A 26,235-nucleotide genomic window follows, 5' to 3' on the forward strand; every position below is an offset into this window, starting at 1 on the left:
TCCAGCGGCATCTACGTCTGCACGGCAGAGAACACGTGGTCCGCATATACGCCAGCTGCGATCTGGCCATAAGGAACCGACATGATCAAGTGAACCCAGCCATCGCCACTGTTTCCTGACCGATCAACAAGGAAAACACCATGAACCCGAATATTTCCCGCCGGTCCCTGCTGCGCGCCGGGGCCGGAACGCTGGCGGCTGGCCTGCTGGCAGCCTGCACGGTTACGAAGTCCGGCACGACCACCACCGTCACCCTGAACGTGGCCGAAGTCGTGGATTACAGCAACGCAATCCTGTCCTTTGCCAGCACGGCCATTAATGTGTCGTTCGTGGCGTCCGCGATGGGCACGGCAAATCTTGCGTTGGCCAACACCGTCATCACATCGCTGAAATCCGCCCTGGCCGCGTTCCAGTCCGCCGCCGGGTCAAGCGCGTCCGTCACCTATGACAGCGCCAGCGTGAAGGCGGCTTTCGATAGCATCCTTGCCGATGTGGAGAAGGTGGACACGCTCATCATTTCCACAATCACCGGCACGGCAGCAAACCTGTCCAGCAGTGTGGTGTCCGAGGCCAAGACGGCAGCCGGGGCAGCGGAAACCTTGATCGACCTGCTCAAGGCCATGGTGGACATGTCCGGACCGCGCCTGCGCGGTGTGTCTCCCCTGAACGGTGATGCGGCTATTGCGCAGATTGCCGTTTTCTCGGCCTCGCAGGGATGACCATGAACCCGGTCATTGCCGTTCTTCTCTGGATCAGTGGCGTCGTAAGCGGCGCCTCTGGTGCCTTTTTCCTTTACGCATATCTGGCGAGCAATTCACGATGACATATGCTCTTCCTAACGACTATTTCGAGAAAGTCGCGAATCAGCTTTCCATCGCGCGCCCTCTTACAGGGCGCATCGCAGAAATGGGCGGCCGCACCTTTGTTGGCACAAAGATTATTCACGCTACGCCGATGAACCGCCGAGAATACAACACACTGCGCGGCTGGGAACTCCCAGCCGACGAGAATGGCGACGATGCTGGCTATCTGGTCCAGTACGCTGATCAGGATCACACTAATCTACCCGGCTTCACAGGGTATATCTCATGGTCTCCGGCGGACGTGTTCAACGCTGCATACGCGCCCGTTACCGAAGATGGTAACGCATGACCACCCACACGCTCGCCGGTATGGGCCTGTTCCTGACCGGAGCGGCGTTCTCGCAGGTGCTGGCGTTCGGCATCGTCGCATGGCGCGAAGCTCGGCGCGAACGGCAGATTGACGGCACGCTTGGGCCGCCTGCGCCTGATCCATCGGATAATGCAAAATGACAAAACGCTTTCTCGGCTGCCTGTTACTGGTAGCTGCCAGCCTTTCTGCCTGTGCCCCTTACCGGGATTGCAGGTCTGAGAACATTCCCCGCACACAATGCGCATTTATTGAGGTGATTCCTTGACCGCCCGTAAACTCGGCTGCCGCCCGGCTGAACACCGTCCCGGCCAGCCGCATCTATCCGTCATGCGCGGGTTCTGCGCCCGGCAGGCCCCGCCGCGCCTGATCCGCGACCACATAGACCCGCGCCCGGCGATGCTGGGCAATGATGCACTGGGGGACTGCACGGCGGCTGGCATCGGCAACCACCTTCACGCCACGGCGGCCCTGTCCGGCTTTGACGTGGTAGGCGTCACCACAGAGGCGGCCATCCGGTTCTACAGCCAGTCCACCGGCTACGTGCCGGGAAATCCCGCCACGGACAACGGCGGCGTGGAGGTTGACGTACTGACATCAGCTTCCTGCGACGGATGCGCCCTGACCGATCAGACCCTGTATCCGTGCTGGGGCAGCGCCGATCCGGGCGACCTGAACGGAATCCGCAACATCACTGCGGGCCTGTCCGCCGCCTATCTGGGCGTGCAGCTTGCCACGGCGGATATGTGGGAGGATCAGGACGGCAACCTGCCGCCCGTGTGGGACACGGACAGTCCAGCCGACCATGGCGACCCGACGCCGGGCAGTGCGGGTGGCCACTGCCTGCTGCTGTGGGATTACGCGGGCACGACCGACACCGATCTGGTCACGCTCCTGACATGGGGCAGCAAGCAAAAGGCCACATGGCGCTGGGTCCGGTCCCGCATCATGGAGGTGCATGGGCTGGCTTGGGGACAGTTGCACGCACCCGGCGGCCTGTATCCGGCTGGTGACGACTGGGCCGCGCTGGTCGAGGCCAATGCGGCATATCTGCGGGGGACGGCATGAACCGGGGCGACCGGATAGCCTTCCTGCTCGGCTGCATGATCGGCCTGTCCGGCTGCGCAGTCCATCCGGCCAAGGTCAGCACGACCATCCCACAGGCCATGGCGGGCATCCAGGCCAGTCTGGCGCAGGCCGGGGTGGTGTCGGTATCGCATGCGGGCGATTGGACCCCGGATCAGGACGCGCTATTCGTCCGCGCCGTCCGGGCGGCGCAGTGCAGTCAGGACCGAGCCGACCCGGTGGTGGGCACGATTGCAGGCGATGTGACCTTGCAGCTATCCGGGCAGTTCACGCAGGGCGGCCAATTCACAGTGGGAGCGATCACGACAGCACCCACATTCGGCGTGCAGGGCGATGCCACCCGAACGCGCGGGCAGACGGTCAGCCTGCCGGTGGCCTACGCTCCGCTGTCGTCGCTACCAGATGTCGAGATGTCGCGGCAGCTTGGATACGAGGCCGAGATGCTGGCACAGAACGACGATGCCCGGCACGGCGAGGCGGCGCGGCTGATTGCTGATCGGGAGGAACTGCGAGGCAGGGTGCGGGAAATGATTGATACCTGGTCGCCGGGTGAATGCGCCGGGCACGTGCCGGTCATGCCGTTTGCCGGGGGCAGGCGGTGATCTGGCGATGGCTGCACCGTCTGTTCTGTTTGCGGAGAGGGTGCAGGAAATAAGAACGGCAGGAACCCTCAAGGCCCTGCCGTTCAATGCGTGGACAGCTTTGCCGCCTGTATCGAGCCATGCGCCCGCCAGCTGTCAAGAATTCCTTGACGGCTGGAACTTGTGTGCCGCGGCGGCGGGTTAGGGCCCGGATCACCACCACTGGAGATAGCCACCGCCGCAGCGGATGCATCATAGGATTGTAGGGAGGAAAGTACAAGGAGAAGTTGACCGTCAACGAGCGATAAATCCCCAGACGAATGAGAAATTTTCTTTATCAATGCATTGATATAACTTGATTATACCATTTCCAGGAAGCTGTGGACATGCTGCTCCACCGGCTGCACCTCGCGCCGTGTCACGGCGTAGCTGACATCCCACATGGCTGTTGCTTCATGCACGAAAAATGATGCGATCATGAACGACAGCACTGGAACATCAATTTCCATGAACAGTCCGGCCAGGACCGGAAAGGCTGCTTCCCCCAGCATGAGCAGGTGCAGGCCGCTTTCCTTCAGGCCCGTGGTGTGTTCGATATCCGTCCGCCGGTGGCACCACCAGTCAGTCAGGCCGGAGACCAGCCAGATGGGTATGACAAAATACTGTATGACCCGACGCGCGACATGGCGTGTGGCGTCGGTTTCGGCCTGTGCGTCCTCAATGGGTCTGGTTTTCCGTGCGACGGGTTCCTGCGGGGCCGGTTCCCGTGCAGCCGGTTCGGGCGTCGTGTCCACCCTGCGTCCACGCCACCATGCAATGAACCCTGCCCCCAGCGTCGCCGCTGCGGCGCATAGCATGGAGGATGCATAACATTTAAGGAAAGTGCGGTTTTCCATCATGTCCTGTCTCCCATCCTATTGGGGGGCGTGATGGGGTGCTGCCGCAAAAAGCGCCACAATGGCCGGACAGAATGCTTTCAGGTCGTGCGGATTGCGTGATGTGACCAGTGTGCCATCGCTCACCACTTCCTCATCCACCCAGTGCGCGCCCGCATTGGTCAGGTCCGCGCGCAGGGATGGCCATGATGTCATCCGGTGCCCGCGCACGCCGTTGGCATTGATCAGCGTCCATGGCCCATGGCAGATCGCGGCGATCGGTTTGTCGGCCTGGACAAATTCCCTGACAAAGCGCACGGCGTCCTCGTCCATGCGCAGGTGATCGGGACTGGTCGTACCGCCGGGCAGGAGCAGTCCGTCAAAATTGCGTGCATGGGCCTGACCCACCAGCATGTCGACCTGATAACGGTGGGTCGGGTTCACATCCGCCTTCATGGCTTGGATGTAGCCATGGGTGGGGGAGACAAGGACCGTCCGTGCCCCGGCCTGCTGCAATGCGGCGACGGGTTCGGTCAGTTCCACTTCCTCCACCCCATTGGTGGCAAGGATCGCAATGGTCCGGCCATTTAGCGGGCCACGACGCACGCCACCGTGCATTTCGGCATCGGGAGGTGTCCGTGTGTCATGCGCGGGCATGGCGCCGGGCGTTGGTGGCATATTGTCCTGGGCCTGGACCGTATTGAACACATGGTTGGCCATGATCGTTCTCCATCGGCTGTAAAGGACTGGCGCGGGGACATATTTTCTGCCAGCCCTCCGCACACAATCTGCTGGTGTCATAACGACCGACCGTGGGGGATGTTCCGATTATTCTGTGTCAGATGGCGGGACGGGGAACGTGTTATTCATGGGGAATAGACAGGTCTGGTTGACATGAAATAAAAAACAAGGGCGGCATGTATTCATGTCTGGAATACATGCCGCCCAGTCTGTCCGGGTCAGTTGCCGCATGATGCGGCATGCTTATTTGTTGGGTCCGGTCGAACGCCCCTGGGAGGGTGGATCGCTGGCGGGAAAGCTTTCATCAAGTGCTTCATCGCGCCCTTCGTCTTCCTGTTTTTCCTCAGGGGTCTGGGGCTTGTCCTTGTCGTCGGGTCTGTCCTGCATGGCCATGGATCCTGTCCAGTATGAATGCCCACCAGCCTGATGGTAGCGGGCCCGGTTGCGAAGTGGGGGTGGCTGCGGATCGGGCGTATCGAACGGAAACGGGTCGTAGGGGCCGGGGGGCGGATAATCGCGCGGCATGGGCGGGCCCGACGGCGGCAGTGGGGCCTGACCCAAGGTGTGGATGGAAGATGTAAACATGGCTGTTCCCATCTGGCTTACATATGGGAAACATGGGGCGTGCACCCTGTTTCCCTGCCGGTTGGACCGGGTATGTCAGTAACGTTTACTGTTCACCACTATCGGCGGGGGACGGGGTCTTGTTCCCGCCACGGCTGCTGCGGCCATAACTGTCGCGCATGTGTTTGTGGTGTGTGGACTGGGTGGACGCGCCGTTGTCCGTTGTCGGGGGCTGTGTGCCGGGCTGTTCATCGACAGTGCGCGGGTTGTTCCACAATTTGTCGGAAGGTTCCACCCGCTGCCCGTTCGGCGCGGTGGCGGAAGGCGGGTTCCTGCCCACTTCGGATGCCGCGGAATTCGCCGTTGGCGCCGGGACTGTTTCCGTACCGGTCTGTGCCACGGCCATGACCGGCACACTGGCGATAACTGCCGCCAGCAGGGCGGAATGCATTGTTTTTGTCATGGTGTCGTCTTCTTTCATTCATGTGAATGGACTGACCACAAAAGCATTCATGGGTCGAAAGGTTGCATCCTGTTTGTCAGAACGGTGCGCGTTCGTGCATCCATACCCATATGGGTAAATAAATCATTCATGACGGAATGGATGAATACATGGTCAGGTCAGGGATTGTTCTTGGTTTTCCTGTTGACCTGACCTGTTCATGCAGGTCGGCGCGCACCGTCAGGCAGCATGTCCGCTGTCACTGTTTTGATGACTGATCGGGTCCGGACGTTTCCGGTGCATCTTTCTCGGCGGCGTGTTCGTCGCATCCCGCCTGGTTCTGGTGCCTGCCCTTGTGGCTTGTAGCCTCGACACGTTCATCATTGTCGCGGGTGGATTCCGGCTCGTCCTCTCCCGCGCGGGGCTGGCCGGTTGCCTTGCCACCATCGCCCGGAGGGGGGGTGGCATGGCCCTCGGGCGCGTGAAGGGCATATGGGGTCTGTACGGAAACATGCGGTTGGTCGGGCATGGTCTTCCTCCGTTATGGGAATGGGGACGGTTCTCACCTGCTGGCCCTGCCTGTGCACATGAAGCAGCGCGGGGCCACGTGGTTGCCTGCCATGTTCTGGTTAACGGGGCATGGGCTGAATGGTTCTTGGCTTTTTCCCATCCTTTCATGTGCGAATATTTCATGAATACGCATGCTGTCAGCCCGGCGGGTCGGGTTGCGGTCCCAATGTGACCTCCACATTATGGGCCTGCCCGTCATCCACCATCTCGACCGTGCCTGTGGGCGGCAGGGGAGTACCATCGCATGTTGCATGGCGTATGCCGTGACACACATGGTCAGGATTGTGAACGACAACGTGATAGGTTGCCGTGCGCCAGCGCACCGTGGCCGTGAATCCCGGCCATGTATCCGGGATGCAGGGGGTGATCAGCAATTGCCTGTCCTGCACGCGCAGGCCGAGGATCGTCTCGGTCCCCACGCGCTGCATCCATCCCGCTGACCCGGTGTACCATGACCATCCTCCCCGGCCGACATGGGGCGGGCATGAATAGATGTCGGCCGCGACCACGTAGGGTTCCAGCCTGTAACGCGCCACGTCCTCGGGGCTGGATGCGTGATTGATCGGGTTGAGGGTATGGAACAGGGCATGGGCGCGGTTTCCATCCCCCAGCGTCGCCATAGCCATGGTGGTCCACAGGGCGGCATGGGTGTACTGGCCGCCGTTTTCGCGTATGCCGGGCGGGTAGCTGCGGATATAGCCCGGATCGGGGCCAACGGCGTCAAATGGCGGGGTCAGGACAAGGACCAGCCCGTCATCCGGGCGGACAAGACGCGTCATGGCCGATCGCATGGCGTGCTGCGCCCGTTCGGGTACGGCCACACCCGACAGTACGGCCCATGACTGTGAGATGGCGTCAATCTGGCATTCCGCGCTGGTGTGCGAGCCAAGCGGCGTGCCGTCATCAAAATAGGCGCGCAGGTACCAGTCGCCATCCCATGTCGCTTCCAATGCCGTGGCAAGGGCCGTGGCATGGTCCTGCCACGCCTGCACGCGCGCATCATCCCCGCGGGCGCGCGCCAGCGGGATGAAGGTGGTCAGCGCATCATGCAGGAACCACCCCAGCCATACGCTTTCGCCCCGTCCCTGTTCCCCCACGCGGTTCATGCCGTCATTCCAGTCCCCCGTTCCCATAAGCGGCAGGCCATGACTGCCTGTCGCAAGGCTGTGGTCCAGTGCGCGGGCGCAGTGTTCGAACAATGTGCCGCTGTGTTCGGAAATCGCGGGGATCATGAAGCGGTCATGTTCGGTAATGGGCAGCGCTGGCGCCTCCAGAAAGGGAATGCGCTCATCCAGCACGCCCGTATCCCCCGTGGTGGTGACATAATGCGCCACGGTATGGGCCAGCCAGGCGCAGTCATCGGAAATATGGGTCCGCACGCCCGCCCCGGTATTGGGCAGCCACCAGTGCTGCACGTCCCCTTCGGCAAACTGCCGTGACGCGGCCCGTAGCAGGTGCGCGCGCACGCGGTCCGGGCATGAAAGCGCCAGCGCCATGCCATCCTGCAACTGGTCACGGAAGCCATATGCCCCGCTGGCCTGGTAAAATCCGGCCCGTGCCTGAACCCGGCTGGCCAGCGACTGGTACAGCAGCCAGCCATTGAGCATGATATCCATTGTGCGGTCGGGGGTCTGGACCTGTATGGCGCCGGTTACCGTATCCCAGTGGCGGTGGACCGCCTCCATCACATGGTCGGGACTGGTGGTACGGTACTGGCCAATCAGGGCGCGGGCATGGTCGGTGTCCGTGCCTTCACCCAGCAGGAACACGATTTCCGCCCGTCCCCCCGGTGGCAGGGTCACCATGGTCTGTACCACGCCACATGGGTCCAGCCCGGCGCCGGTCGCCCCCTGCACGCCATTGGCATGGGCGAAGGCAAGGGGATCCGCCATCGTGCCATTGGGGCCGATAAAGGCGGCACGATCACCCGAACAGGCCGTCATGTATCCGCCAATATCGGCAAAGGCCGTGCGGTCCGCATATTCCGCGTTCCAGCGGTTGCGCGCGAACAGCGCGCCGGTTTCCCCATCGCGTTCGGTCATGATGAAGGGGGCCGCCGTACTGCGCGCCGGCCCCAGCACCCATTCCACATACGCGGTGACGGACAGGGTGCGGGACCGGTCTGACTGGTTGTGCAACTGTATGCGCGTAATCTTGACCGGGTCGGATACCGGCACGTATTGCAGCAGGGAACTGGCCACCCCGTGCGCCACGCGGTCCAGGCGGGTATAGCCGCGTCCATGATGGGTGACATAGGTCGCGGCGGCATCGCGTCGGGTGGCGGCGGTGGGGCACCACAGGGTTCCGGTGTCCTCGTCCCGGAAATAGAAGACTTCGCCCGCATGGTCACTGACCGGATCGTTCGACCATGGCGTGATCTGGTGCTCGCGGCTGTTGCCCGACCATGTATAGCCGCTGCCTTCGCCCGAGATCTGGAAGCCGAATGCGTCATTGGCGATCACGTTGATCCATGGCGCGGGCGTGGTCTGGCCGGGGCCAAGCACGATCACGTATTCCCGCCCGTCTTCGGCAAAGCCGCCATGGCCATTGAAGAATTCCAGCGCGGGCACCGGTGGCATGGCAAATGCCGAAGGCTGCGGTGGAACGGGGCGCGGCGCGGGCGGGAAGGACCGTGCCCGCGGCCTTTCCCCCTGGTCAAGCTGTTCGGACAGGGTGTGATCCGCATCCAGCACCACGCGGGCGATGGATATGATCAGGTGGCGCACGGCGGGCGTAATCAGGTCGGCGCGCAGCACGCGCACGGACCCGGCGGTTCCTGCCGTGCGGGGGGTCGCACGGACAAGCTGGTCAAGCGATACCTGCAGGTCCTGCAGGTAGGACGACGGGTGTTCGTTCAGGATGACAAGATCCACCGCCAGTTGCTTGAGCCGGAAATACTCCTGCGCCAGCAGCAGGAAGCGCACGATATCCGTGCCGGAATTTTCGCGCACGCGCAGCACGACAATCGGCAGGTCGCCCGAAATGCCCTGTTCCCACAGCAGGGGCTGCGCACCCGCCCCGCGTGCGATGTCCACCGGGCTGGCGCGCAGGGCGCGGGTGGCGAACACGATATGCCCCGCCAGCCGCTGGAACAGGTCCGCCTGCGATGGGGAAATGTCCAGATGTCGCAACTGCACCTGCGCCTGTGTCCATGCCAGCGTGCGCGCGCGTTCGAACGCGGCATGGTCGTGATGGGTGTCGATCAGGTCCAGCAGGGCCGCACGGGTGGGGGCAACCATGGTCCAGAAGGCGACGCGCGCCACCGCGCCGGGACGGACGGAGACCCGCGCCCGGATGGAAAAGACGGCATCCAGCACAGTCCCGGTCGTGCCCGACAGGGGCGCGCGTGTGGCCATGGCGGCGGGCTGTCGGGCATCGTGCCTGCGACCGATGAAGCGGGCGCGATCCGTTTCAATCTCGATCGGGGCATCGCACAGCGCCAGATGGGCCACCCATATCTCCGGCTCGTCACCGGTGCGTCGGCGGCGTGTTGCGATCAGGGCGCGTGACTGGGGGATATGCTCTGTCTGTACGAACAGCTTCGTAAAGGCCGGGTGCGCCAGATCGGCGTTCTGCGCCAGCAGCGCCAGTTCGGCGTATGACGTGATGTCCAGGTCCAGCGTTTCGCTGCCTGCGTTAAAGACCGAGACCTGACGTACTTCCGCATCGTCTTCCGCCGAGACCAGAACATCCAGCGTGGTGGTGACGGTCCCGTCGCGGCGCGCGAATTCGGCACGGTCTTCATGAAAGACCACGGCGTATTCATCGGGCGGGCTGTCGGTCGGCTGCACCCCGGCGGACCACAGACGGCCTGTCCTGCGGTTGCGGATATAAAGATACTGGCCGTATTCATCGCGTGTCGCATCCTCGCGCCAGCGCGTGATCGCCTGTCCCTGCCACCGGCTGTAGCCAGATCCCGCCGCCGTCAGCATGACCGTGTACCGTCCGTTGGACAGCAGGTGCGTGACCGGTCCGCCCATATCGGCACGGTCCACGTAACGCCCCGCAGGTGCTGCTATGGTATGGACGGGGGTATGGGTATCATCTTCGGACGGCAGGGGGCGGGCGACGGCCCCGGTGCGGGGGGCACGTTCCTGCAGCAGCAGCTCGGCCGAGGCAATGACCGGATCATCATGAAACCGTGCGCGCATGACGCCATTCATGATCGTATCGGCCACCGCCAGGATGGACATGCCCTGATGATGGGCCATATAGGCGCGGATGATCGCAACGCGGTGGCTGTCGGGCACGCGGTCGGGCGTATAATCCAGTGCTTCGTACAGGCCATACCGGCCCAGCGCCCCGGTTCTTTCCAGCGTATGCAGGTTGGCCACCGCTTTCTGCGGGTCGATCATGGCGGCCAGCATGGTGGCGTAGGGGGCGACCACCGTGTCCATTCCCAGTCCGCGCTTCAGCCCCAGTCCGGGAATGCCGAAATTGGAGTACTGATAGGTATAGTCAAGGTCGCGCGCGTTATAGGCGGATTCCGATATGCCCCACGGAATGTCACGATCCTGCCCATAGGCGATCTGGCGCTGGACGATCAGCTTGTTGGTCTGTTCCAGCAGGCTGCCCATGGGGGCGCGCATGACCAGTGATGGCATGAGGTATTCAAACATGGACCCCGACCACGACACCAGCGCCGCCCCGCTGCCCACGGGTGTTATGGACCGGCCAAGGCGGAACCAGTCATGGGCGGGCATGTCACCCTTGGCGATGGCGAAAAACACCGCCAGCCGTGCTTCGGACGCCAGCAGGTCGTAGCAGTTGGTGTCCTGCGTATCTTCCGCCACCAGATAGCCGATGGACAGCAGCTTGCGCGACGGGTTGCACAGGAAGGCGAAATCCATGTCCTGCGCCATGCGCCAGGCCGTCTGCGCCACGGCCTCCAGCCGTGCGCCAAGGGTGGCGTACAGGTCCGTATCCAGATCGCGCAGGTGGCTTTCCAGCGTGCGCAGGGGGGCTGATACCCAGAACGTGCGCTCGTTCACCGTGTCTTCATCATGGCCCGATGGGGGGGGCGTCATGCCCGCCACATAATCCATGACCGCTGCCGCCTGGCGACGCAGGGCGGACAGCTGTGTTGCCGAGCGGTTGGCGTCTGCGGACAGGACGGAGTTCTTCAGTCCCGTCAGCAGGCGCAGCAGATGGCGTTCCGCGGGTGTGTGGCTGATGCGCGTGCCGTTACGGAATGTCAGGTCGGTAATCGCGATGTTCAGCGCATCCGTCACCCCTTCGCGCCAGGTGGCGAATTCAGGACCGTTTTCCCGCCAGCGCTGGCACGCGCTGGATAGCGTGACGAGGTGACCGGCAAGGTTCCCGCTGTCGACACTGGAAATATAGACCGGGTCAAGCGGGCGGAGGTCGTCGGTGGCATACCAGTTGTAGAAATGTCCCCGGTAGCGCGGCATGATCTTCAGCGTGGCGAAGGTCGCCTCCAGCCGCGCCACGGTGTCGGCCAGGCCGATCCAGCCGAAATCCCGCGCACTGGCGCAGCACAGCAGGTACAGGCCGATATTGGTGGGTGATGTGCGTCGGGCCAGGACAGGGGCGGGATCTTCCTGGAAATTGTCCGGCGGCAGCATGTGGTCTGCAGGCGTGGTAAAGGTTTCGAAAAAGCGCCACGTGCGGCGCGCGACCATGCGCAGGATGCGCGTATCGGTGCGTGAGGGCCGCGAACGTGCGGAAATGACCGGCGTGCGGCTGGCCCACATCGCCACGGCGGGCGACAGGCACCACAACGTGGCGACCGGCACGGACGCGAACAGGCTCCATGGCGCCCATATGGCCGTGGCCGTGACACACCCGCAGCCCAGCAGCGGGGCCGTGAACATCCGCCCGTAATATCCCGCAAGGCCCGAGCGCATGAGCCCCGCGATCTGGGCTGCGGGCACCCATTGCAGCAGGTGGCGGCGCGTGATCAGCACGCGCACCAGCGTGCGCGTGATCGCATCCGTCATGAGTACGGACTGATGGGCGAGGAAGGTGATGGTCAGGAAAGTCATGACCGCCGCCTCGGCGCTCTGCGTGCCGATGACGTTGAGGTAACTGCGCAGTGTAATCCATTCCCGCCGGGGCACGATATCGGGCAGTACCGGCAGGAACGCAGGCAGCGCCAGGGCCGCCAGCATGAAGGTCGTCCAGATCAGGGCGGCATGGAACGGCAGGAACCATCCCGCCACAAGGCTTGCCAGCGCCAGCGGCATGCACATCGTGCGGCGCAGGTTATCGAGCATTTTCCACCGCGCGATGCCCGACAGCCGTGCTGCGCGTGCCGGCACGCTGCGCGGCGGCAGGCTGGATACGATCCACGGCAGCAGCTGCCAGTCGCCACGTGTCCAGCGGTGCAGCCGCTGGGCCGCGACAAGGTAGTCGGTAGGAAATTCCTCGACCACCTCGATATCCGTCACCAGTCCGGCGCGGGCGAAGATGCCTTCGAACAGGTCATGGCTGAGCATGGTGGATTCAGGTACCCGCCGGGCGAGGGCGGCTTCGAAGGCGTCAACGTCGTATATGCCCTTGCCTGCATAGGACCCTTCGCCAAACATGTCCTGATACAGGTCGGATACGGCAGCGGAATAGGCGTCGATGCCGCTGGCGCTGGCGAAAATGCGCTGGAACAGCGTGCTCTGGTGCCCCACGGGCAGCGATGGCGTCACCCGTGGCTGCAGGATGGCGTAGCCTTCATGCACCCGTCCGGATACGGGATCGAAACGCGGCGCGTTCAGGGGATGGGCCATCTTGCCAATCAGGCGGCGCACGGTTTCCAGCGGCAGGCGCGTATCGGCATCAAGGGTGATGACATAGCGTATGCCTGCAGGCAGGTCATGCGGGGGGGACAGGAAGGTCGTGTCCGTCGCCCCGCGCAGCAGGCGGTTGAGTTCATGCAGCTTGCCGCGCTTGCGTTCCCACCCCATCCAGACCCGTTCGCTTTCGCACCGGACCCGCCTGCGGTGCAGCAGGTAAAAACGCGTGCCCTGCGCGCCCGCGCCATATTTCCGGTTCAGCCTGTCAATGCCTGCGCGCGCCAGTGCCAGCAGGCGCTGGTCATCGGGGGCATCGGCGCTGTCATGGTCGGTCCAGTCGGTCAGGAGCGCGAAGTGAACCGTATCGTCGCGCACGCTCAGGTAATGGACCTCCAGCCGCGCGACCAGTTCGTCCACGGTTCTGTCCGTTGTCAGCAACGCAGGCACGACCAGCATGGTACGCAGATGGGCAGGAATGCCATGCAGTAATTCCAGTCCCGGCAGGATGGTGGCATGTACCGCCTCCAGCGCCAGGCGGTTGACGCAGGCGACTGCCGCCTCCGAAATCGGGATGAAGGCAATGACCGGCAGGGCCCATGCGACATCCATGCCGGCCCGATGGACCAGCCACACCGGAATGGCGATGAACAGCAGCGTAAGCAGCGTGACCACGATGCTGTAGGCCGTGATCCCGTAGGCGCAGAAAGCCCGGACCAGGCGGCGTGACAGTGTGGGCCGGAACCCGATCGCAGCCTCCAGCGCCGGTCGTCCCGCCATAAGCAGGTAATAGCCCGGATCGCAGCGCCGGGGGTCATCCGCGCCCCTGTCGCGTGCCGCATGCGCCATGGCCACGGCCTGTCTGGCTATGTCCATTTCGCTGTGGCGGCAGCCGCGGGCCAGATTTTCTATGGCCTTGCGGTACAGGTCGCGGCTGGCAAAATCAGCCTGTGTAAAACTGTCATATTCGGCAAAAAGCCGGTCGATCAGGCTGACCCGTTCAAAGGCTTCGGTCCAGTCGAAACCGGCGATCAGCCGCAGGCTGGTGATGATGTTGCGTATGGTGGCGTTGAACGCCCCCTGTTCATGCAGGTCGTCGCGCACCGCGTCGTCAATGGTGGTGTGCCGGTCCGCCAGACGCTGTTCCAGCCAGACAAGGGCCGGGTCCTTTTCCGGATCCAGCCCACGCGAACGGTGGACAAGTTGCGCGGTGAACGCATTATTGAGGATACGGAGGTCAACCGCCGCCAGGAAACCCGCCATGGCCGCCTGCGTGCCCTTGCGGTAGGCGGCCAGCTGGTCGGCCAGCTGGTCAGCGGCGCGCCTGCTGGCGTTATTGTCCATGATCGCGCTGACGACACGGCGCAGGTTTTCAATCAGCACGATCCGCAACGTGATCGGGACTGCCCACAGTTCCCCGATCGTAAGCGGCGTGACACTCTGGTAAGCCTGCAGATAATTGTACAGGATTTCAGGCTGCAGGTTGCTGTCGGTATGGGCGACAAGGGCCCATGTCACGCCAAACACCCGCGGCAGCCCGGCAAACGGGCCATTGGCCAGTTTGGGCAGGCACGCATAATAACTGGCGGGCAGGTCCAGATCCGTTTCACGTATCTGCATGTCCACCAGCGCGTAATTGTCCGCCAGCCACTGGGCCGCAGGCGTAAGCTGTTTCCCGTTCTGGATATCCTGCGCGATCCGCACGTCGGCTGCGCGCAGGAACGCCCCGTTTTCCGCCAGCCGCCGCGACAGGGGCTGACCGTGCGTGCGGGCATGCCCGTCGGGTACGACGGTCTGGGCCGCGGCAAGGCTGCGCGCGTGGGCTTCCAGCCGTTCCATGCCGAAAATCTCGCTTTTCAGCGGGGCGAAGTCATTTTCCCACAAGGGCGGCGGCACGCGACCGAACAGGCGTGCAAGCCATGGGTGTCGTGTTGACCGGACTGCAGGCTCGGGCTGTGGGAGGGTGGTGGTGATCCCGTCCATTTTCTGCTCCAGTTGCAGGCACGTGCCGGCCTGTGGACAGGCTGCTGCCCGTGCGGGCGTTCATTTCCGGAAAAGGCTTTTCCTTGGCTGCGGGGTGGGGGGCATGGACCCGCGCAGTATCGTCGGTGGCGTTCCGTCAGGTGGGTGGGGGACGGTGTCCCCGCCTGTTTTCAGGGCACGCTCCGGTGTTGCGGGCATGGCTGTCGGTTGTGTCCTGTCGGACGGTATGGTCTGTCCCGGCGGCGCGGGTTTGTGGGATGCACCCATCCTCTGTTCTCCTCTGTCCGGGGATAAAGGGGTGGTGGTGGATCAGGCCTGCGGGACATGGCGGTCAGTGTGTGTGACCGGATTGCCGCAGGCTTGGCCAGAACGTGCCCATCGGGCCTGCGTTGCATATATTTTACTGGCGTTTTATTTGGACTGAAAAATACCCGTCTGGATTTATGATACAAAAAACCATAAAAACGGTTTTCCTGAACAGGAACGTCGGGGGAACTGTTTCAGGCAATACTGGATATCAATACATGAAACCCGCCATTTCTGTTGTGGCGCATGGGGCGGGCGCATATCATACGGGGCTGTAGCGCACGCGCATGGCCGTCCGTCGCACGGCGCGAAACCTGTCCGGGCCATATTTTATTATGTGAATACGTCCCGTCAGCCTGTCCGCGCGTGGCACTGTCCCCGCCGTGGCGCGTTATTGCCTGGGGCCATGATGGACAGGCCCGGCAATCTGACAGGTAGGGCGCGCATGTCCAACGTAGGGCGGTTTGAATTCATCCTGCTGCTGATTGTCCTGATCGTGGGATTGGAACTGGTGGCGCGCAAGCTGCGCCTGCCGCCGGCGGCGGCGCTGGTGCTGGGGGGCATCGCCATCGCGCTGATGCCCGGCGTGCCGGTGATCGGGATTGATCCCGATCTGGTGCTGATCGTGTTCCTGCCGCCGCTTCTGCTGGCCGGGGCCTATTTTTCCGTCTGGCATGCATTCCGGAAGCACCTGCTGGGGATATTGCAGCTGGCGGTGGGCGGGGTCGCGTTCACCACGCTGGCGGTGGCGGCCGCGACGCGGTGGCTGATCCCGTCCATGCCGTGGGCAGCCTGCGCGGCGCTGGGGGCGATCGTGGCCCCGCCCGATGCCGTGGCGGCGAAGGCGGTGCTCAAGCATGTGCCCCTGCCGGAACGGATGACGACCCTGCTGGAAGGGGAAAGCCTGCTGGATGACGCCGCCAGCCTTGTCATCTACCGTTTTGCCACCCTTGCGGTGCTGACCGGCAGTTTCAGGCCCGTCCATGCCATGGTCACGTTTTTTTTCCTGGCGTTGGGCGGTCTGGTGCTGGGGGGCGTGCTGGCATGGGTGTGGATCCGGCTGCTGACGCGCGTGCGTGACCGGATCCTTAGCATCACCATGACGTTGCTGCTGCCCTGGGTGGCCTATATCGGGGGGGAACAGGTTGGCGTTTCAGGGGTCATTACCACCGTTGTGGCGGGGCTGGTGCTGGGCTGGCGGCAGCATGACGTTTTCAGCGCCGACGAACGCCTGCGCTGGGCGGCGGTGTGGGAAGTGCTGGTGTTCGTGCTGGAATCCCTTGTGTTCGTGCTGATCGGCATTTCGCTGCATGCCATCGTGCTGCGGCATATGGGCACGGCATGGGTGGCGCAGGACGTGGTCCTGCCGGTGGCAGGCATCGTGACGGTGGTGCTGGTATCGCGTTTTGTCTGGATGCTGCTGACCGAAGGGGGGCGTGTCGCATTCCTGCCACGTGGCAGACGGCCGGGCTGGCGGGGGTTTTCCAGCTTTGTCGCCATTATGGGATGGTGCGGCATGCGCGGCGTGGTCAGTCTGGCGATCGTGCTGGCCCTGCCACCGGAAATGCCCAACCGTGACATCATGCAGATCGCGACCTTCGTGGTCATTCTGGTTACCGTTCTGGTGCAGGGCACGACCATTGGCTGGGTCATCCGCATGACGGGGGGCGAACCCGCGCATCCACGCGGTCAGCGCCATCACCTGTCCGTATCGCAGGCGCGTGCGCTGATCGCCCGGTCGCAGGAACACGCCATGCGGCAGCTGGCCTATGCCCCGGATGGGCAGATCGTCCATTCCCGCCTGCTGGAACAGTACGCCTATCGCGCGGAACTGGCGGAACGTTTCAGTCACGAGCAGCAGGCGCTGCAGGGACGCAAGGATGCCCATTACAAGGCGCTTCTGGCGACCATAGACGCCGGTCGCGCGGAACTGCTGCGCCTGCACCGCAGCGGGGAAATCCATGACGCCGTCCTGCACCAGCTGGAACATGAACTGGACCTGCAGCAGATGACGGCGGAAGGCGGCCTGATCTGACCCTGTCCTACCCGATGGCCTGTGTCATCACGCCTTCCAGCCAGTCGGCAAAGACCTGCAGGCGACGCGACAGGTGCTTGCGGTGGGGATAGAGCAGCGTCATGGGCATGGGGTCCGGGCGGTACTGCGGCATGACCTCCACCAGTTCACCGGCTGCTATATGGTGGCGCACGTCATAAGCCGGGACCTGTATCAGCCCAAGGCCCGAAAGGCAGCAGGCCACCAGGGCTTCGGCACTGTTGACGCTGACCCGGCCAGGCAGGTCCATGCTTCGCGTGCGCTCGCCTTCCATCCATTCCCATTCCTCCACCCGTCCGGTGGAGGGGGAGGCATAATGCACTGCCTCGTGCGCCTGCAGGTCCGCAGGGCCGTGGGGCGTGCCGTGGCGGGCAAGGTAGGCGGGACTGGCCACGTTGATGATGGCCAGTTCCCCCATCCGGCGTGCGATCAGGCCGGAATCGGTCAGGGGACCGACACGCAGCACGCAGTCGATCCCGTCCTCGATCAGGTTGACGGCGCGGTCGGTCACGCCCAGTTCGATCCGGATTTCGGGGTAGCGATCCAGAAATGCGGGCAGTGCCGGGGCAACCAGCAGCCGCCCGATCCGCCCCGGCATGTCCACACGCAGCAGGCCGCGCGGATTGCTGCGATCATGACGGAACAGGGTCTCGGCTTCCGCCACATCCGCCACCAGGCGCACGCAGTGTTCATAAAACGCCACGCCATCGGGCATGGGCGCGACGGAGCGTGTGGTCCGCGCCAGAAGCCGCGTTCCCAGCCGGGATTCAAGTTCCTGTATGGCGGTGGACACCGTGGAGCGTGGCATGTTGAGCGTCGCCGCCGCCCGGGTGAAGCTGCCGGTTTCCACTACGCGGGCAAAAATGCGGAAAAGGTCGATACGGTCCACGATTGTCACCGTCAGGTTGCTGTTTGTTCGACTTTTCTGACATGTGTTGTCAGAAAATGGAACTTTATGCCCCAATCCTAACTGATAACCTGTAACCATGAACAGCGCGGCATCCCTCCGCGCACCATGAATGGAGGCTGGATATGGCTGATCATAGCATCAAGGGTAAAACCGTCCTGATCGCGGGCGGGGCAAAGAACCTCGGCGGTCTGATCGCCCGTGACCTTGCGGCACATGGCGCGAAGGCCATTGCCATCCATTACAACAGCGAGGCGACACGGCCCGAGGCGGAAAAGACCCTTGCCGACCTGAAGGCCGCAGGCGTGAACGCCGTTGCGTTCCAGGCCGACCTGACGCGCGATGGCGCGGTAGCCAGGCTGTTTGCCGACACGGTCAGGGCCATCGGCCGTCCCGATATCGCGATCAACACGGTGGGCAAGGTACTGAAAAAGCCGATTGCCGATACCAGCGAAGCCGAATTCGATTCCATGTTCGCGATCAATACGCGGGTTGCGTATTTCTTCATCAAGGAAGCGGGCATCCACCTTAATGACCATGGCAAGCTGCTGACGATCGTCACATCGCTGCTTGGGGCCTATACGCCGTTCTATTCCACCTATGCCGGGTCCAAGGCGGCGGTGGAACACTTCACCCGTGCCGCGTCCAAGGAATATGGCGCGCGTGGCATATCGGTCAACGCCATCGGACCGGGACCGATGGACACGCCTTTCTTCTACGGGCAGGAAGCGCCTGAAGCCGTAGCCTATCACAAATCGGCGGCCGCCCTGTCGCCGTTCAGCCCGACCGGCCTGACCGAAATCGAGGACATCGCCCCCCATGTCCGCTTTATCGTGTCCGAAGGATGGTGGATGACCGGCCAGACCATTCTGGTCAATGGCGGTTACACCACGAAGTAAAGACAGCCGTTTCCACAGGTGCCCCCCCGCCGTGATCCCACGCGTATCTGTCCGGTCCTGACCCTGCTGCCCTGCATGGCCATGGGCAGGGGACGGGTAAATGCGCGTGGGTTGCGGGCGTATTTGAAGGGCGCACCGTAACAGAAAGCTTTTCTGCATAAAGGCGGCGAGCCGGAAACTGCTGTTTTTTATTGGTAGCCCGCTGCCTGCAGTTCAAACAGTTCCGCGTACCGCCCGCCCTGTGCCAGAAGGTCTTCATGCGTGCCGGCCTGCAGGATCTTTCCATGTTCCAGCACGACAATCCGGTCCGCCGTGCGCACGGTGGAAAAGCGGTGCGAAATTACCAGCGCCGCCTTGCCGCGCCGCAATGCGCGCAGGCGTTCGAACACGTCTGATTCCGCCCGCGCGTCGAGTGCCGCGGTCGGCTCATCAAGGATCAGCAGGTCCGCATCGCGCATATAGGCACGCGAAATGGCAATTTTCTGCCATTCGCCCCCGGACAGCTCACGTCCTTTCGCCACGCGTTTGCCCAATGGCTGGTCATATCCCATGGGCAGTTTGCCCACGACATCATCTGCCAGTCCTTCATGTGCCGCCGCTTCAATGCGCTGCGTGTCCGACAGGGCATCGATCCGGCCCACGGCGATGTTTTCCGACGCGGTCAGGCTGTAGCGGACAAAATCCTGGAATATGACGCCGATATGCGCGCGCAGGTCCGTCAGGTCCATATCGCCCAGGGGCACGCCATCCACCGTGATCTGCCCTTCATCGGGGTCATACAGCCGGGTCAGCAGTTTGACGATGGTGGTCTTGCCCGCCCCGTTTTCCCCCACCAGTGCTACCGTTTCCCCCGCGCCAATGGTCAGGTCCAGGTGCCGGATGGCCCAGCGGTCCGTGCCGGGATAGCGGAAACCGACATTTTCAAACCGGATGCCCTGCCGGATGGGGGACGGAAAGGGCAGGGCGCGTGGCGATGAGACGATGGCCGGGCGCAGGTCAAGGAAGGCAAAGAAATCATTGAGGTACTGCGCCTGGCTGGCGGTCTGGGTAATGCCCAGCAGCAGGCTGGACAGGACCGAATGCAGCCGCAGGAACGACCCCGACAGGAATGTCAGGTCTCCCACCGAAAACCGGCCACGAACCGTATCCCACACAATGACCAGATAGACCCCGTAATAGGCAACCGACCCGATGGTGGCGAAGGCGCCGCTCCAGACAAAGCGGCGCAGGGCCAGCCTGCGGTTCTGTTCCAGCACGGTGCTGGCTGCCGCCCGGAAGCGCCCCACCAGAAAATCCCCCAGCCCGAACAGCTTGAGTTCCTTGGCATGTTCGGCGCTGGCGCCGACATAGCGCAGGTATTCCATTTCACGGCGTTCGGCCGTCTTGGCGCGGATCAGCCGGTAGCCTTCGGCATTGAACCGCGCTTCCCCTGCCGCCGAGGGCAGGAGGGCGACAGCCAGAACCACCACCATCCACGGCGCAAACGCCACGACGCCAATCGCAAGCGTCAGCGCGGTCACGGCGGTCTGGGCAATGTTGAACAGTTGCACCAGCAGGTTGTTGCGTCCCGATGCCTGACGCCGCGCGCGTTCCAGCAGGTCCTGCAACGTGCTGGATTCAAACTGCTGCAGGTCCAGCGTGGCCGAATGGGCCATTAGCGCAAGGCTGACGGAGTTGATGTAGCGTTCATTCAGCAGTCCATCGACCAGCACGATCGCGCGTGATGTCAGGTCCGACAGGATGATGAGGGCGAATTCCAGCCCGATCCATTCCTCCAGCCGGGTGGCCGGACCATGCAGTACCCAGTCCAGCATGGACCCCGACGCCGGAGCGTGGGCGCTGGTGCGAATGACTTCATCGACAATCAGCTTGCCGACATACAGCGCCAGTGGCGGCTGGATGGCCTGCAACAGCCGCAGTGCGATGCTGGCCAATGTCAGGGCGGGGCTGCAGTTCCATATCTGGCGGAACATGCGGGGCACATGCCCGTACACCCCGAAACGGGCGCCCAGGCGCGTCCGCCATGATGGGGGGGATGGATCACGGTCCGATGTTTCAGGGGCTGCGTTCAATCAGGAAGTCTCCGGCAGGGAAGGGCGGAAGGTCGGGGCAGGCGACAGAAACAGGGCGGCGACGGACGGCCCGCCCTTCATCACGACTGGTCCAGTATTTCTGCCGTGGCGCGGTTGAGGATGGCGGCGATGCGACGGGATTCCTCCGCCGTGCATCCACGCTTGCGGCGCAGGGCATGACGGATCGCATGGCGTGCTTCATGCAGTTCACCGGCTTCGGGGCCAGTGGCGTCATCAACTCCGGCGAACGCATCGCGCACGTCCGCCATGCGGCCACCGATACGCGCCAGTGCATGCAGTATACCGTCTGCCTGTTCACGCCGGGCCGCCAGATGGATACGACCTGTTTCCGTCAGGGTATAGCACTTGCGGTTGCCATCACGGCTGGCGGCGGCATGGCCGGTTTCATCCAGATATGTCAGGGCCGGATAGATCATGCCGGGGCTGGGCGCGTAAAACCCGCCCGAGCGGTCTTTCAGCTGCCGGATCAGGTCATAGCCATGCGCCGGCTGTTCCGCCAGCAGGGCCAGCAGCACAAGTTGCAGATCTTCCGAACCAAGCTTGCGCCCTGTCGGGAAGTCGCCCCGACCCAGACCACGTTCGAACCCGCCACGCGACCGCCGACCGGAACCATGCCCTCGCCCGCCATGCCTGCGGGAATCGGGGCCGGAATGGGTCGGACGGTCAGACATATGATCGTCAGTCATATCGTAAGATATATACTATCTTACGATATATTCAATGGAAACGACCCATGAACATGCCTGATCCATAACCGGGGGACTGCCCCCAGATCCCCCCGCCGGGGGAAAGATGGGTCAGCCGTCCGGCGCAATGCTTCGGGCTTATGCGTTCGTGTCGTCACCAGGCGGGGTGTCATGCCGCGTGCCGGGCAGGGGCAGGCCCAGATGGCGCGTGCCCTGCCGCGCCGCCAGCTGGATCTGGCGCTCACGTTCCGCATATCGCCTGCGCTGGGCTTCGGTGCGCTGGTCGGCGCAATGGGGGCAACTGACCCCTTCCACATAATGCGGGCTGGCGCGGTCAGCTTCGCTCAGGGGCGTACGGCAGGCATGGCATATGTCGAATGTGCCGGGTTTCAGCCCATGGCCCACGCTGACGCGCTGGTCGAATACGAAGCATTCCCCATCCCACAGGCTTTCATCCTCTGGCACGGTTTCCAGATATTTCAGGATGCCGCCCTGCAGGTGGAACACATCCTCGATCCCTTCGGCACGGACAAAGGCTGTTGCCTTTTCACAGCGTATGCCGCCAGTGCAGAACATCGCGATTTTAGGCTTGCGCCCCTGTTCCAGCAGGTCGCGCCGCCGGTCGCGGAACCATTGCGGGAATTCGCGGAACGTGCGGGTGCCCGGATCAATGGCGCCGCGGAAGGTGCCGATTGCGACCTCGTAATCATTGCGCGTGTCGATCACGATGGTATCGGGATCGGAAATCAGGGTGTTCCATTCATCGGGTGCCACGTAGTGGCCAACATCGCGGCGGGGATCCAGTCCTTCCACGCCCATGGTCACGATTTCACGCTTTATGCGCACTTTCATGCGGTGGAAGGGCAGGGCGGGCGCACGGGAAAACTTGACGTCCAGATCCGCGCAGCCGGGCAGGGCGCGGATGATGTCAAGGATGCGGGCAATCGCGTTATCCGTTCCGGCAATGGTGCCGTTTATGCCTTCGCGCGCCACCAGCAGGATACCCCGTATATCCAGTGCGTGGCAGGCATCCAGCAGCTTTGCGCGCACGGCGGCACAATCTGCAAATGGCGTGAAATGGTACAGTGCCGCCACGCAGACGGGTAGCTGATCCTGCGTGGGCGGAACAACGGAAGGGGTGGGATCTGTCACAATGGCAACCATGCGCTTCAAAAGGGATCGCTGACGAAAGCCCGTCAGTAAACAGGCCGTTCCGGCATTCCGGGCAGGCCGCCTGTGCGGTCATAGCGGAAATTCCCCGCCAATGCACCCTGTCAGGCCACACGGCGCAGGCCGGGCTGCAATCGGGAAGGGAACGTGCTTATAGTGCGTTTCCTCTGTCTGATCATATGGGAAAAAACCGCGTCATGACCGTCACCCTGTACCATAACCGTGCGTGTGGCACATCACGCAATGTGCTGGCCATGATCCGCGCCGCCGGGATCGAGCCGGTCGTGGTGGAATACCTGAAGACACCGCCAACCCGTGCCGATCTGGATGTGCTGGCCAGCCGTCTTGTGGTGTCGGTGCGCGACCTGCTGCGCCAGCGCGGCACGCCGTATGCGGAACTGGGGCTGGATGACCCGGCGCTGACTGACGGGGAACTGCTTGATGCCATTGCGGCCCACCCGGAACTGCTCAACCGCCCGGTGGTCATGACCGATCAGGCGGCGCGTCCCTGCCGGCCTAAGGAAACCCTGTTTGACATCCTGCCGCAGGCGCGTGGGGTCTGAATAACGGAACGGGGACAAAGGGCCGCCGTCAGATTACAGGAAGTTTCTGGTGAAGCTTTTTTTGAACGCTTCAGGAAAACGTCGGCTTTATTGGAAAATGGCGGCGCTATGCTTTCGGGCGCATCCTGCCGCGCACGACATGGATCATGATAAAGAACAGGGTTGTGCCAAGGCTGGCCATGGCGGTCATGCGCTGTGATGCATTGAGCAGCATGGCCACGAAAATGACCATGACCCCTCCCAGTGTCAGGAGGTTGACCGCCGGGAAGAAAGGCAGCCGGAAACAGGCAGCCTGTTCCGTATTGGCGGCCCGGCGGCGCAGGACCATGTAGGATGTGACAATCAGCGAATAGACCAGCAGGATCACCCCGCCACTGCAACTGAGCAGGAAGGCGAATACCGTGCCCGGTGCAAGGATGGAGGCAAACGCCACCACGGCCCCGGCCAGTGAATTGGCCATGATGGCGTTGACCGGCGTATGCTGTCGCCCGTAATGGTGCAGCAGGGCGGGCGCATCACCATGCCGGGCCAGTTCGGCCAGGATACGCGATGTAATGTACAGGCTGGAATTCATGCATGACAGTACCGCCGTCAGCACCACGATCCGCATGCACGCCCCCGCCCCCGGAATGCCCATGGCCTGCATGGCCGTGACAAAGGGGGAATGGCCTGGAACGATGTCCGACCATGGCACGATCATCAGGATCAGCGCGATGGACAGGCTGTAGAACAGTACGATGCGCGTGCCCAGGCTGCGGGTGACATGGGCTACATTGCGTGCCGGTTCCGCGGACTCGCCTGCCGCCACCGTCGCGATTTCCGACCCGATCATGGTAAACAGGACGGTGGGGATGATGGAAATTACGGCCGCCGCCCCATGCGGGAACAGGCCGCCATGGCCCAGAACATTGCGCGGGAACGGGACGCCGGGTCCGAAGACATGGGCGACATACAGCGCGCCCGCCATGATGAACAGCACGATGCTGATGACCTTCACCAGCGACAGCCAGAACTCACATTCCCCGAATATATGGACCGCTGCCAGATTGATCAGGTTCAGCGCCACGATCAGCGCCATGGCAAGAAGCCAGACCGGCAGGCTGATCCAGTCATGCAGCAGGATGGCCCCGGCAATGGCCTCGCTGCCCAGCGCCACCAGCCAGAAAAACCAGTACAGCCACCCCGTGGTAAAGGCGGCCCCGTCGCCATGGGCCAGGCGGACATAGGCCACGAACGATCCCTTGCCGGGGCTGGCGGTCACCATTTCGCCCAGCATGCGCATGACCAGCATGACCACAAGCCCGACCGCGACAAAGGCCAGTAGTACGGCAGGTCCTGCTGCGGCAATGGCCGCGCTGCTGCCCACGAACAGTCCGGCTCCGATGGCGCCCCCAAGCGCGATCATGATGATATGCCGCTGCTTCAGCCTTGCAGCAGGTCGGGAAGGCGGCTGGTGGGTACCAGTCGTGTCAGACATGCCGTATGGGGTTTCCTGAATGACGGGAAAGAATGATTTCAGCGGAGGTGCGGATCGCATGCCACCGTGATGGCGGCGGAACCGGCGATCCTGCATCCCGGTGACGGGCAGGCGCGGGCAAACAGGATGGAGGCATCAGGCACGCCGGGGACAGGTATGGGATGCGGGCTGATATCGTTTCAGTTTCATCGTGAACATAGGACAGGAACGCACCTGTTATGTAAAGGGGCGAGATGTCAGGCGTGCGGGCATAAAATGTCTGTTTTACAGGGATATGACCGGATCGCGGCGTTCGTGTGGCGACAGCATGGGGCGGCCCGGATCGTATCTTTGTTTTTTTTGACAGGGCGCATGAATTCCACGAAGACACGTTCCATGCCCGACCCGAACACGAAAGTGACCGTTATCCTGAACCCGACCGCCGGGCGTCGGCGCATCGGGCGTGTGGTGCGCTTTGTGCGGCAGTTGCAGCATGCGGGCATGCAGGCGGACATCGTATCAACCCTGCATAAGGGACACGCAACGGATCTGGCGCGTCGGGCGGTGGTGGAACGGACCTGCAGCCATATCATCGCCGCGGGCGGGGATGGCACCGTGGCCGAAGTGGCCGAAGGCATGGCCGGTTCCGATATCATATTGGGCATACTGCCCGTCGGCACGGCAAATGTCCTGGCGCGTGAACTGCATGTGCCGTTTGATGACGCGAGGAACGCGCGCATGATCGCCAGCGGTGCCTGCACCATCGTCTGGCCGGGGCGGCTGCGGTCCTCCACGGGGGAATGCCTGTTTGTGCAGATGGTCGGGATTGGCCTTGACGCACATGTGGTCCATGTTGTGTCAGCACGACTGAAAAAACTGGTGGGGCGCGCGGCCTATGTCATGGCAACGCTGGGTTCGTTGTGGAAATACACGTTCGCCCCCATTACCGTATCGGTTGATGGCGTTCCCTATCAGGCGGCGTCGGTTATCGTGTCGAAGGGGGCGTTGTATGCCGGGAAATATGTCCTGACGCCACGGACACAGCAGACATCCAGAAAGCTGTCGGTTGTCCTGTTTGGCGCAGCGGGGATTGCCGGCAGCATCCGCTATGGCCTGGCCCTGCTGCGCGGGACCCTGTCACGGCAGCACGATGTCAGGATACTGACGGCGGAAACGGTTGAAATCAGGGATCCCTGCCATATGCTCGTCCAGAGTGACGGGGACGCCCGGGGTCATACGCCCATACGGATTGATATTCCTGATCGTCCCCTGCGTATTGCGGTATAAAGGACTGTCTGAAATGTCGGCTTACGAAATATCCGACATATCCGACAAGCTCACTGAAAG

20 protein-coding genes are annotated in these 26,235 nt (G+C 62.9%); 9 read left to right on the forward strand and 11 right to left on the reverse strand.

Going from position 1 to position 26,235, the window contains the following annotated elements:
- Positions 1-140 precede the first annotated feature (140 nt).
- The 5 genes from B7449_RS03940 (at position 141) to B7449_RS03955 (ending at position 2,858) form a co-directional block, all read left to right on the forward strand.
- Positions 141-719: a hypothetical protein gene (locus B7449_RS03940; protein ID WP_048883261.1), complete on the forward strand. Its 579-nt coding sequence runs from the start codon at positions 141-143 to the stop codon at positions 717-719.
- A gap of 100 nt (positions 720-819) precedes the next feature.
- Positions 820-1,152, forward strand: coding sequence for a hypothetical protein (locus B7449_RS03945; RefSeq protein ID WP_244465736.1), 333 nt, complete (start codon positions 820-822; stop codon positions 1,150-1,152).
- Positions 1,149-1,313, forward strand: coding sequence for a hypothetical protein (locus B7449_RS21225; RefSeq protein WP_167335736.1), 165 nt, complete (start codon positions 1,149-1,151; stop codon positions 1,311-1,313). The genes B7449_RS03945 and B7449_RS21225 overlap by 4 nt, the downstream gene beginning before the upstream one ends.
- A gap of 121 nt (positions 1,314-1,434) precedes the next feature.
- Positions 1,435-2,238 carry a hypothetical protein gene (locus tag B7449_RS03950; RefSeq protein WP_048883262.1) on the forward strand — a complete coding sequence of 268 codons (804 nt, stop codon included), beginning with the start codon at positions 1,435-1,437 and terminating at the stop codon, positions 2,236-2,238.
- Positions 2,235-2,858 carry a hypothetical protein gene (locus B7449_RS03955; protein ID WP_048883263.1) on the forward strand — a complete coding sequence of 208 codons (624 nt, stop codon included), beginning with the start codon at positions 2,235-2,237 and terminating at the stop codon, positions 2,856-2,858. The genes B7449_RS03950 and B7449_RS03955 overlap by 4 nt, the downstream gene beginning before the upstream one ends.
- Before the next feature lie 338 nt (positions 2,859-3,196).
- On the opposite strand, the gene B7449_RS03960 is transcribed toward B7449_RS03955, so the two are convergent.
- From B7449_RS03960 to B7449_RS03985, 6 genes are all read right to left on the reverse strand, one after another.
- Positions 3,197-3,736 (reverse strand): hypothetical protein, encoded by a 540-nt coding sequence (locus tag B7449_RS03960; RefSeq protein ID WP_048883273.1) that lies wholly within the window; start codon positions 3,734-3,736, stop codon positions 3,197-3,199.
- A 15-nt stretch (positions 3,737-3,751) separates the two neighbouring features.
- Positions 3,752-4,432, reverse strand: a complete 681-nt coding sequence (locus B7449_RS03965) for a type 1 glutamine amidotransferase domain-containing protein (protein WP_082084747.1) — start codon at positions 4,430-4,432, stop codon at positions 3,752-3,754.
- A 264-nt stretch (positions 4,433-4,696) separates the two neighbouring features.
- Positions 4,697-5,038, reverse strand: coding sequence for a hypothetical protein (locus tag B7449_RS03970; protein ID WP_141654730.1), 342 nt, complete (start codon positions 5,036-5,038; stop codon positions 4,697-4,699).
- A gap of 85 nt (positions 5,039-5,123) precedes the next feature.
- Entirely contained in the window at positions 5,124-5,480 is a 357-nt protein-coding gene (locus tag B7449_RS03975) for a hypothetical protein (RefSeq protein WP_048883275.1), read from the reverse strand.
- A 238-nt stretch (positions 5,481-5,718) separates the two neighbouring features.
- The gene (locus tag B7449_RS03980) at positions 5,719-5,988 is read right to left on the reverse strand and encodes a hypothetical protein (protein ID WP_039734422.1); all 270 of its coding nucleotides are present in this window, start codon (positions 5,986-5,988) and stop codon (positions 5,719-5,721) included.
- A gap of 178 nt (positions 5,989-6,166) precedes the next feature.
- The gene (locus tag B7449_RS03985; protein WP_048883265.1) at positions 6,167-14,755 is read right to left on the reverse strand and encodes a GH36-type glycosyl hydrolase domain-containing protein; all 8,589 of its coding nucleotides are present in this window, start codon (positions 14,753-14,755) and stop codon (positions 6,167-6,169) included.
- A 751-nt stretch (positions 14,756-15,506) separates the two neighbouring features.
- Between B7449_RS03985 and B7449_RS03990 the strand changes: the two genes are divergently transcribed.
- Positions 15,507-17,096 (forward strand): cation:proton antiporter, encoded by a 1,590-nt coding sequence (locus tag B7449_RS03990; RefSeq protein ID WP_039734424.1) that lies wholly within the window; start codon positions 15,507-15,509, stop codon positions 17,094-17,096.
- A gap of 7 nt (positions 17,097-17,103) precedes the next feature.
- Here B7449_RS03990 and B7449_RS03995 read toward each other — a convergent pair whose 3' ends face one another.
- Positions 17,104-18,003: a LysR family transcriptional regulator gene (locus B7449_RS03995; RefSeq protein ID WP_039734425.1), complete on the reverse strand. Its 900-nt coding sequence runs from the start codon at positions 18,001-18,003 to the stop codon at positions 17,104-17,106.
- Positions 18,004-18,146: 143 nt separating this feature from the next.
- On the opposite strand from B7449_RS03995, the gene B7449_RS04000 reads away from it, so the two are divergent.
- A complete protein-coding gene (locus tag B7449_RS04000; protein ID WP_039734426.1) occupies positions 18,147-18,920 on the forward strand; it encodes an SDR family oxidoreductase in 774 nt (257 codons plus the stop codon).
- Positions 18,921-19,108: 188 nt separating this feature from the next.
- On the opposite strand, the gene B7449_RS04005 is transcribed toward B7449_RS04000, so the two are convergent.
- From B7449_RS04005 to trhO, 3 genes are all read right to left on the reverse strand, one after another.
- Entirely contained in the window at positions 19,109-20,992 is a 1,884-nt protein-coding gene (locus B7449_RS04005) for an ABC transporter ATP-binding protein (protein ID WP_039734427.1), read from the reverse strand.
- An 80-nt stretch (positions 20,993-21,072) separates the two neighbouring features.
- Positions 21,073-21,684, reverse strand: a complete 612-nt coding sequence (locus tag B7449_RS04010; protein WP_039734428.1) for a PadR family transcriptional regulator — start codon at positions 21,682-21,684, stop codon at positions 21,073-21,075.
- A gap of 153 nt (positions 21,685-21,837) precedes the next feature.
- Positions 21,838-22,863 (reverse strand): oxygen-dependent tRNA uridine(34) hydroxylase TrhO, encoded by a 1,026-nt coding sequence (gene trhO, locus B7449_RS04015; protein WP_048883269.1) that lies wholly within the window; start codon positions 22,861-22,863, stop codon positions 21,838-21,840.
- 203 nt (positions 22,864-23,066) lie between these two features.
- Here trhO and arsC point away from each other — a divergent pair, with 203 nt between their 5' ends.
- Positions 23,067-23,432, forward strand: coding sequence for an arsenate reductase (glutaredoxin) (gene arsC / locus B7449_RS04020; protein ID WP_039734447.1), 366 nt, complete (start codon positions 23,067-23,069; stop codon positions 23,430-23,432).
- A 106-nt stretch (positions 23,433-23,538) separates the two neighbouring features.
- On the opposite strand, the gene B7449_RS04025 is transcribed toward arsC, so the two are convergent.
- A complete protein-coding gene (locus B7449_RS04025) occupies positions 23,539-24,909 on the reverse strand; it encodes an amino acid permease (RefSeq protein WP_039734448.1) in 1,371 nt (456 codons plus the stop codon).
- 375 nt (positions 24,910-25,284) lie between these two features.
- On the opposite strand from B7449_RS04025, the gene B7449_RS04030 reads away from it, so the two are divergent.
- Positions 25,285-26,175, forward strand: a complete 891-nt coding sequence (locus B7449_RS04030) for a diacylglycerol/lipid kinase family protein (protein ID WP_039734449.1) — start codon at positions 25,285-25,287, stop codon at positions 26,173-26,175.
- The last annotated feature ends 60 nt before the right edge of the window (positions 26,176-26,235 follow it).

The organism is Komagataeibacter intermedius TF2, assembly GCF_000964425.1.
GTDB classification, from domain to species: Bacteria; Pseudomonadota; Alphaproteobacteria; order Acetobacterales; family Acetobacteraceae; genus Komagataeibacter; species Komagataeibacter intermedius.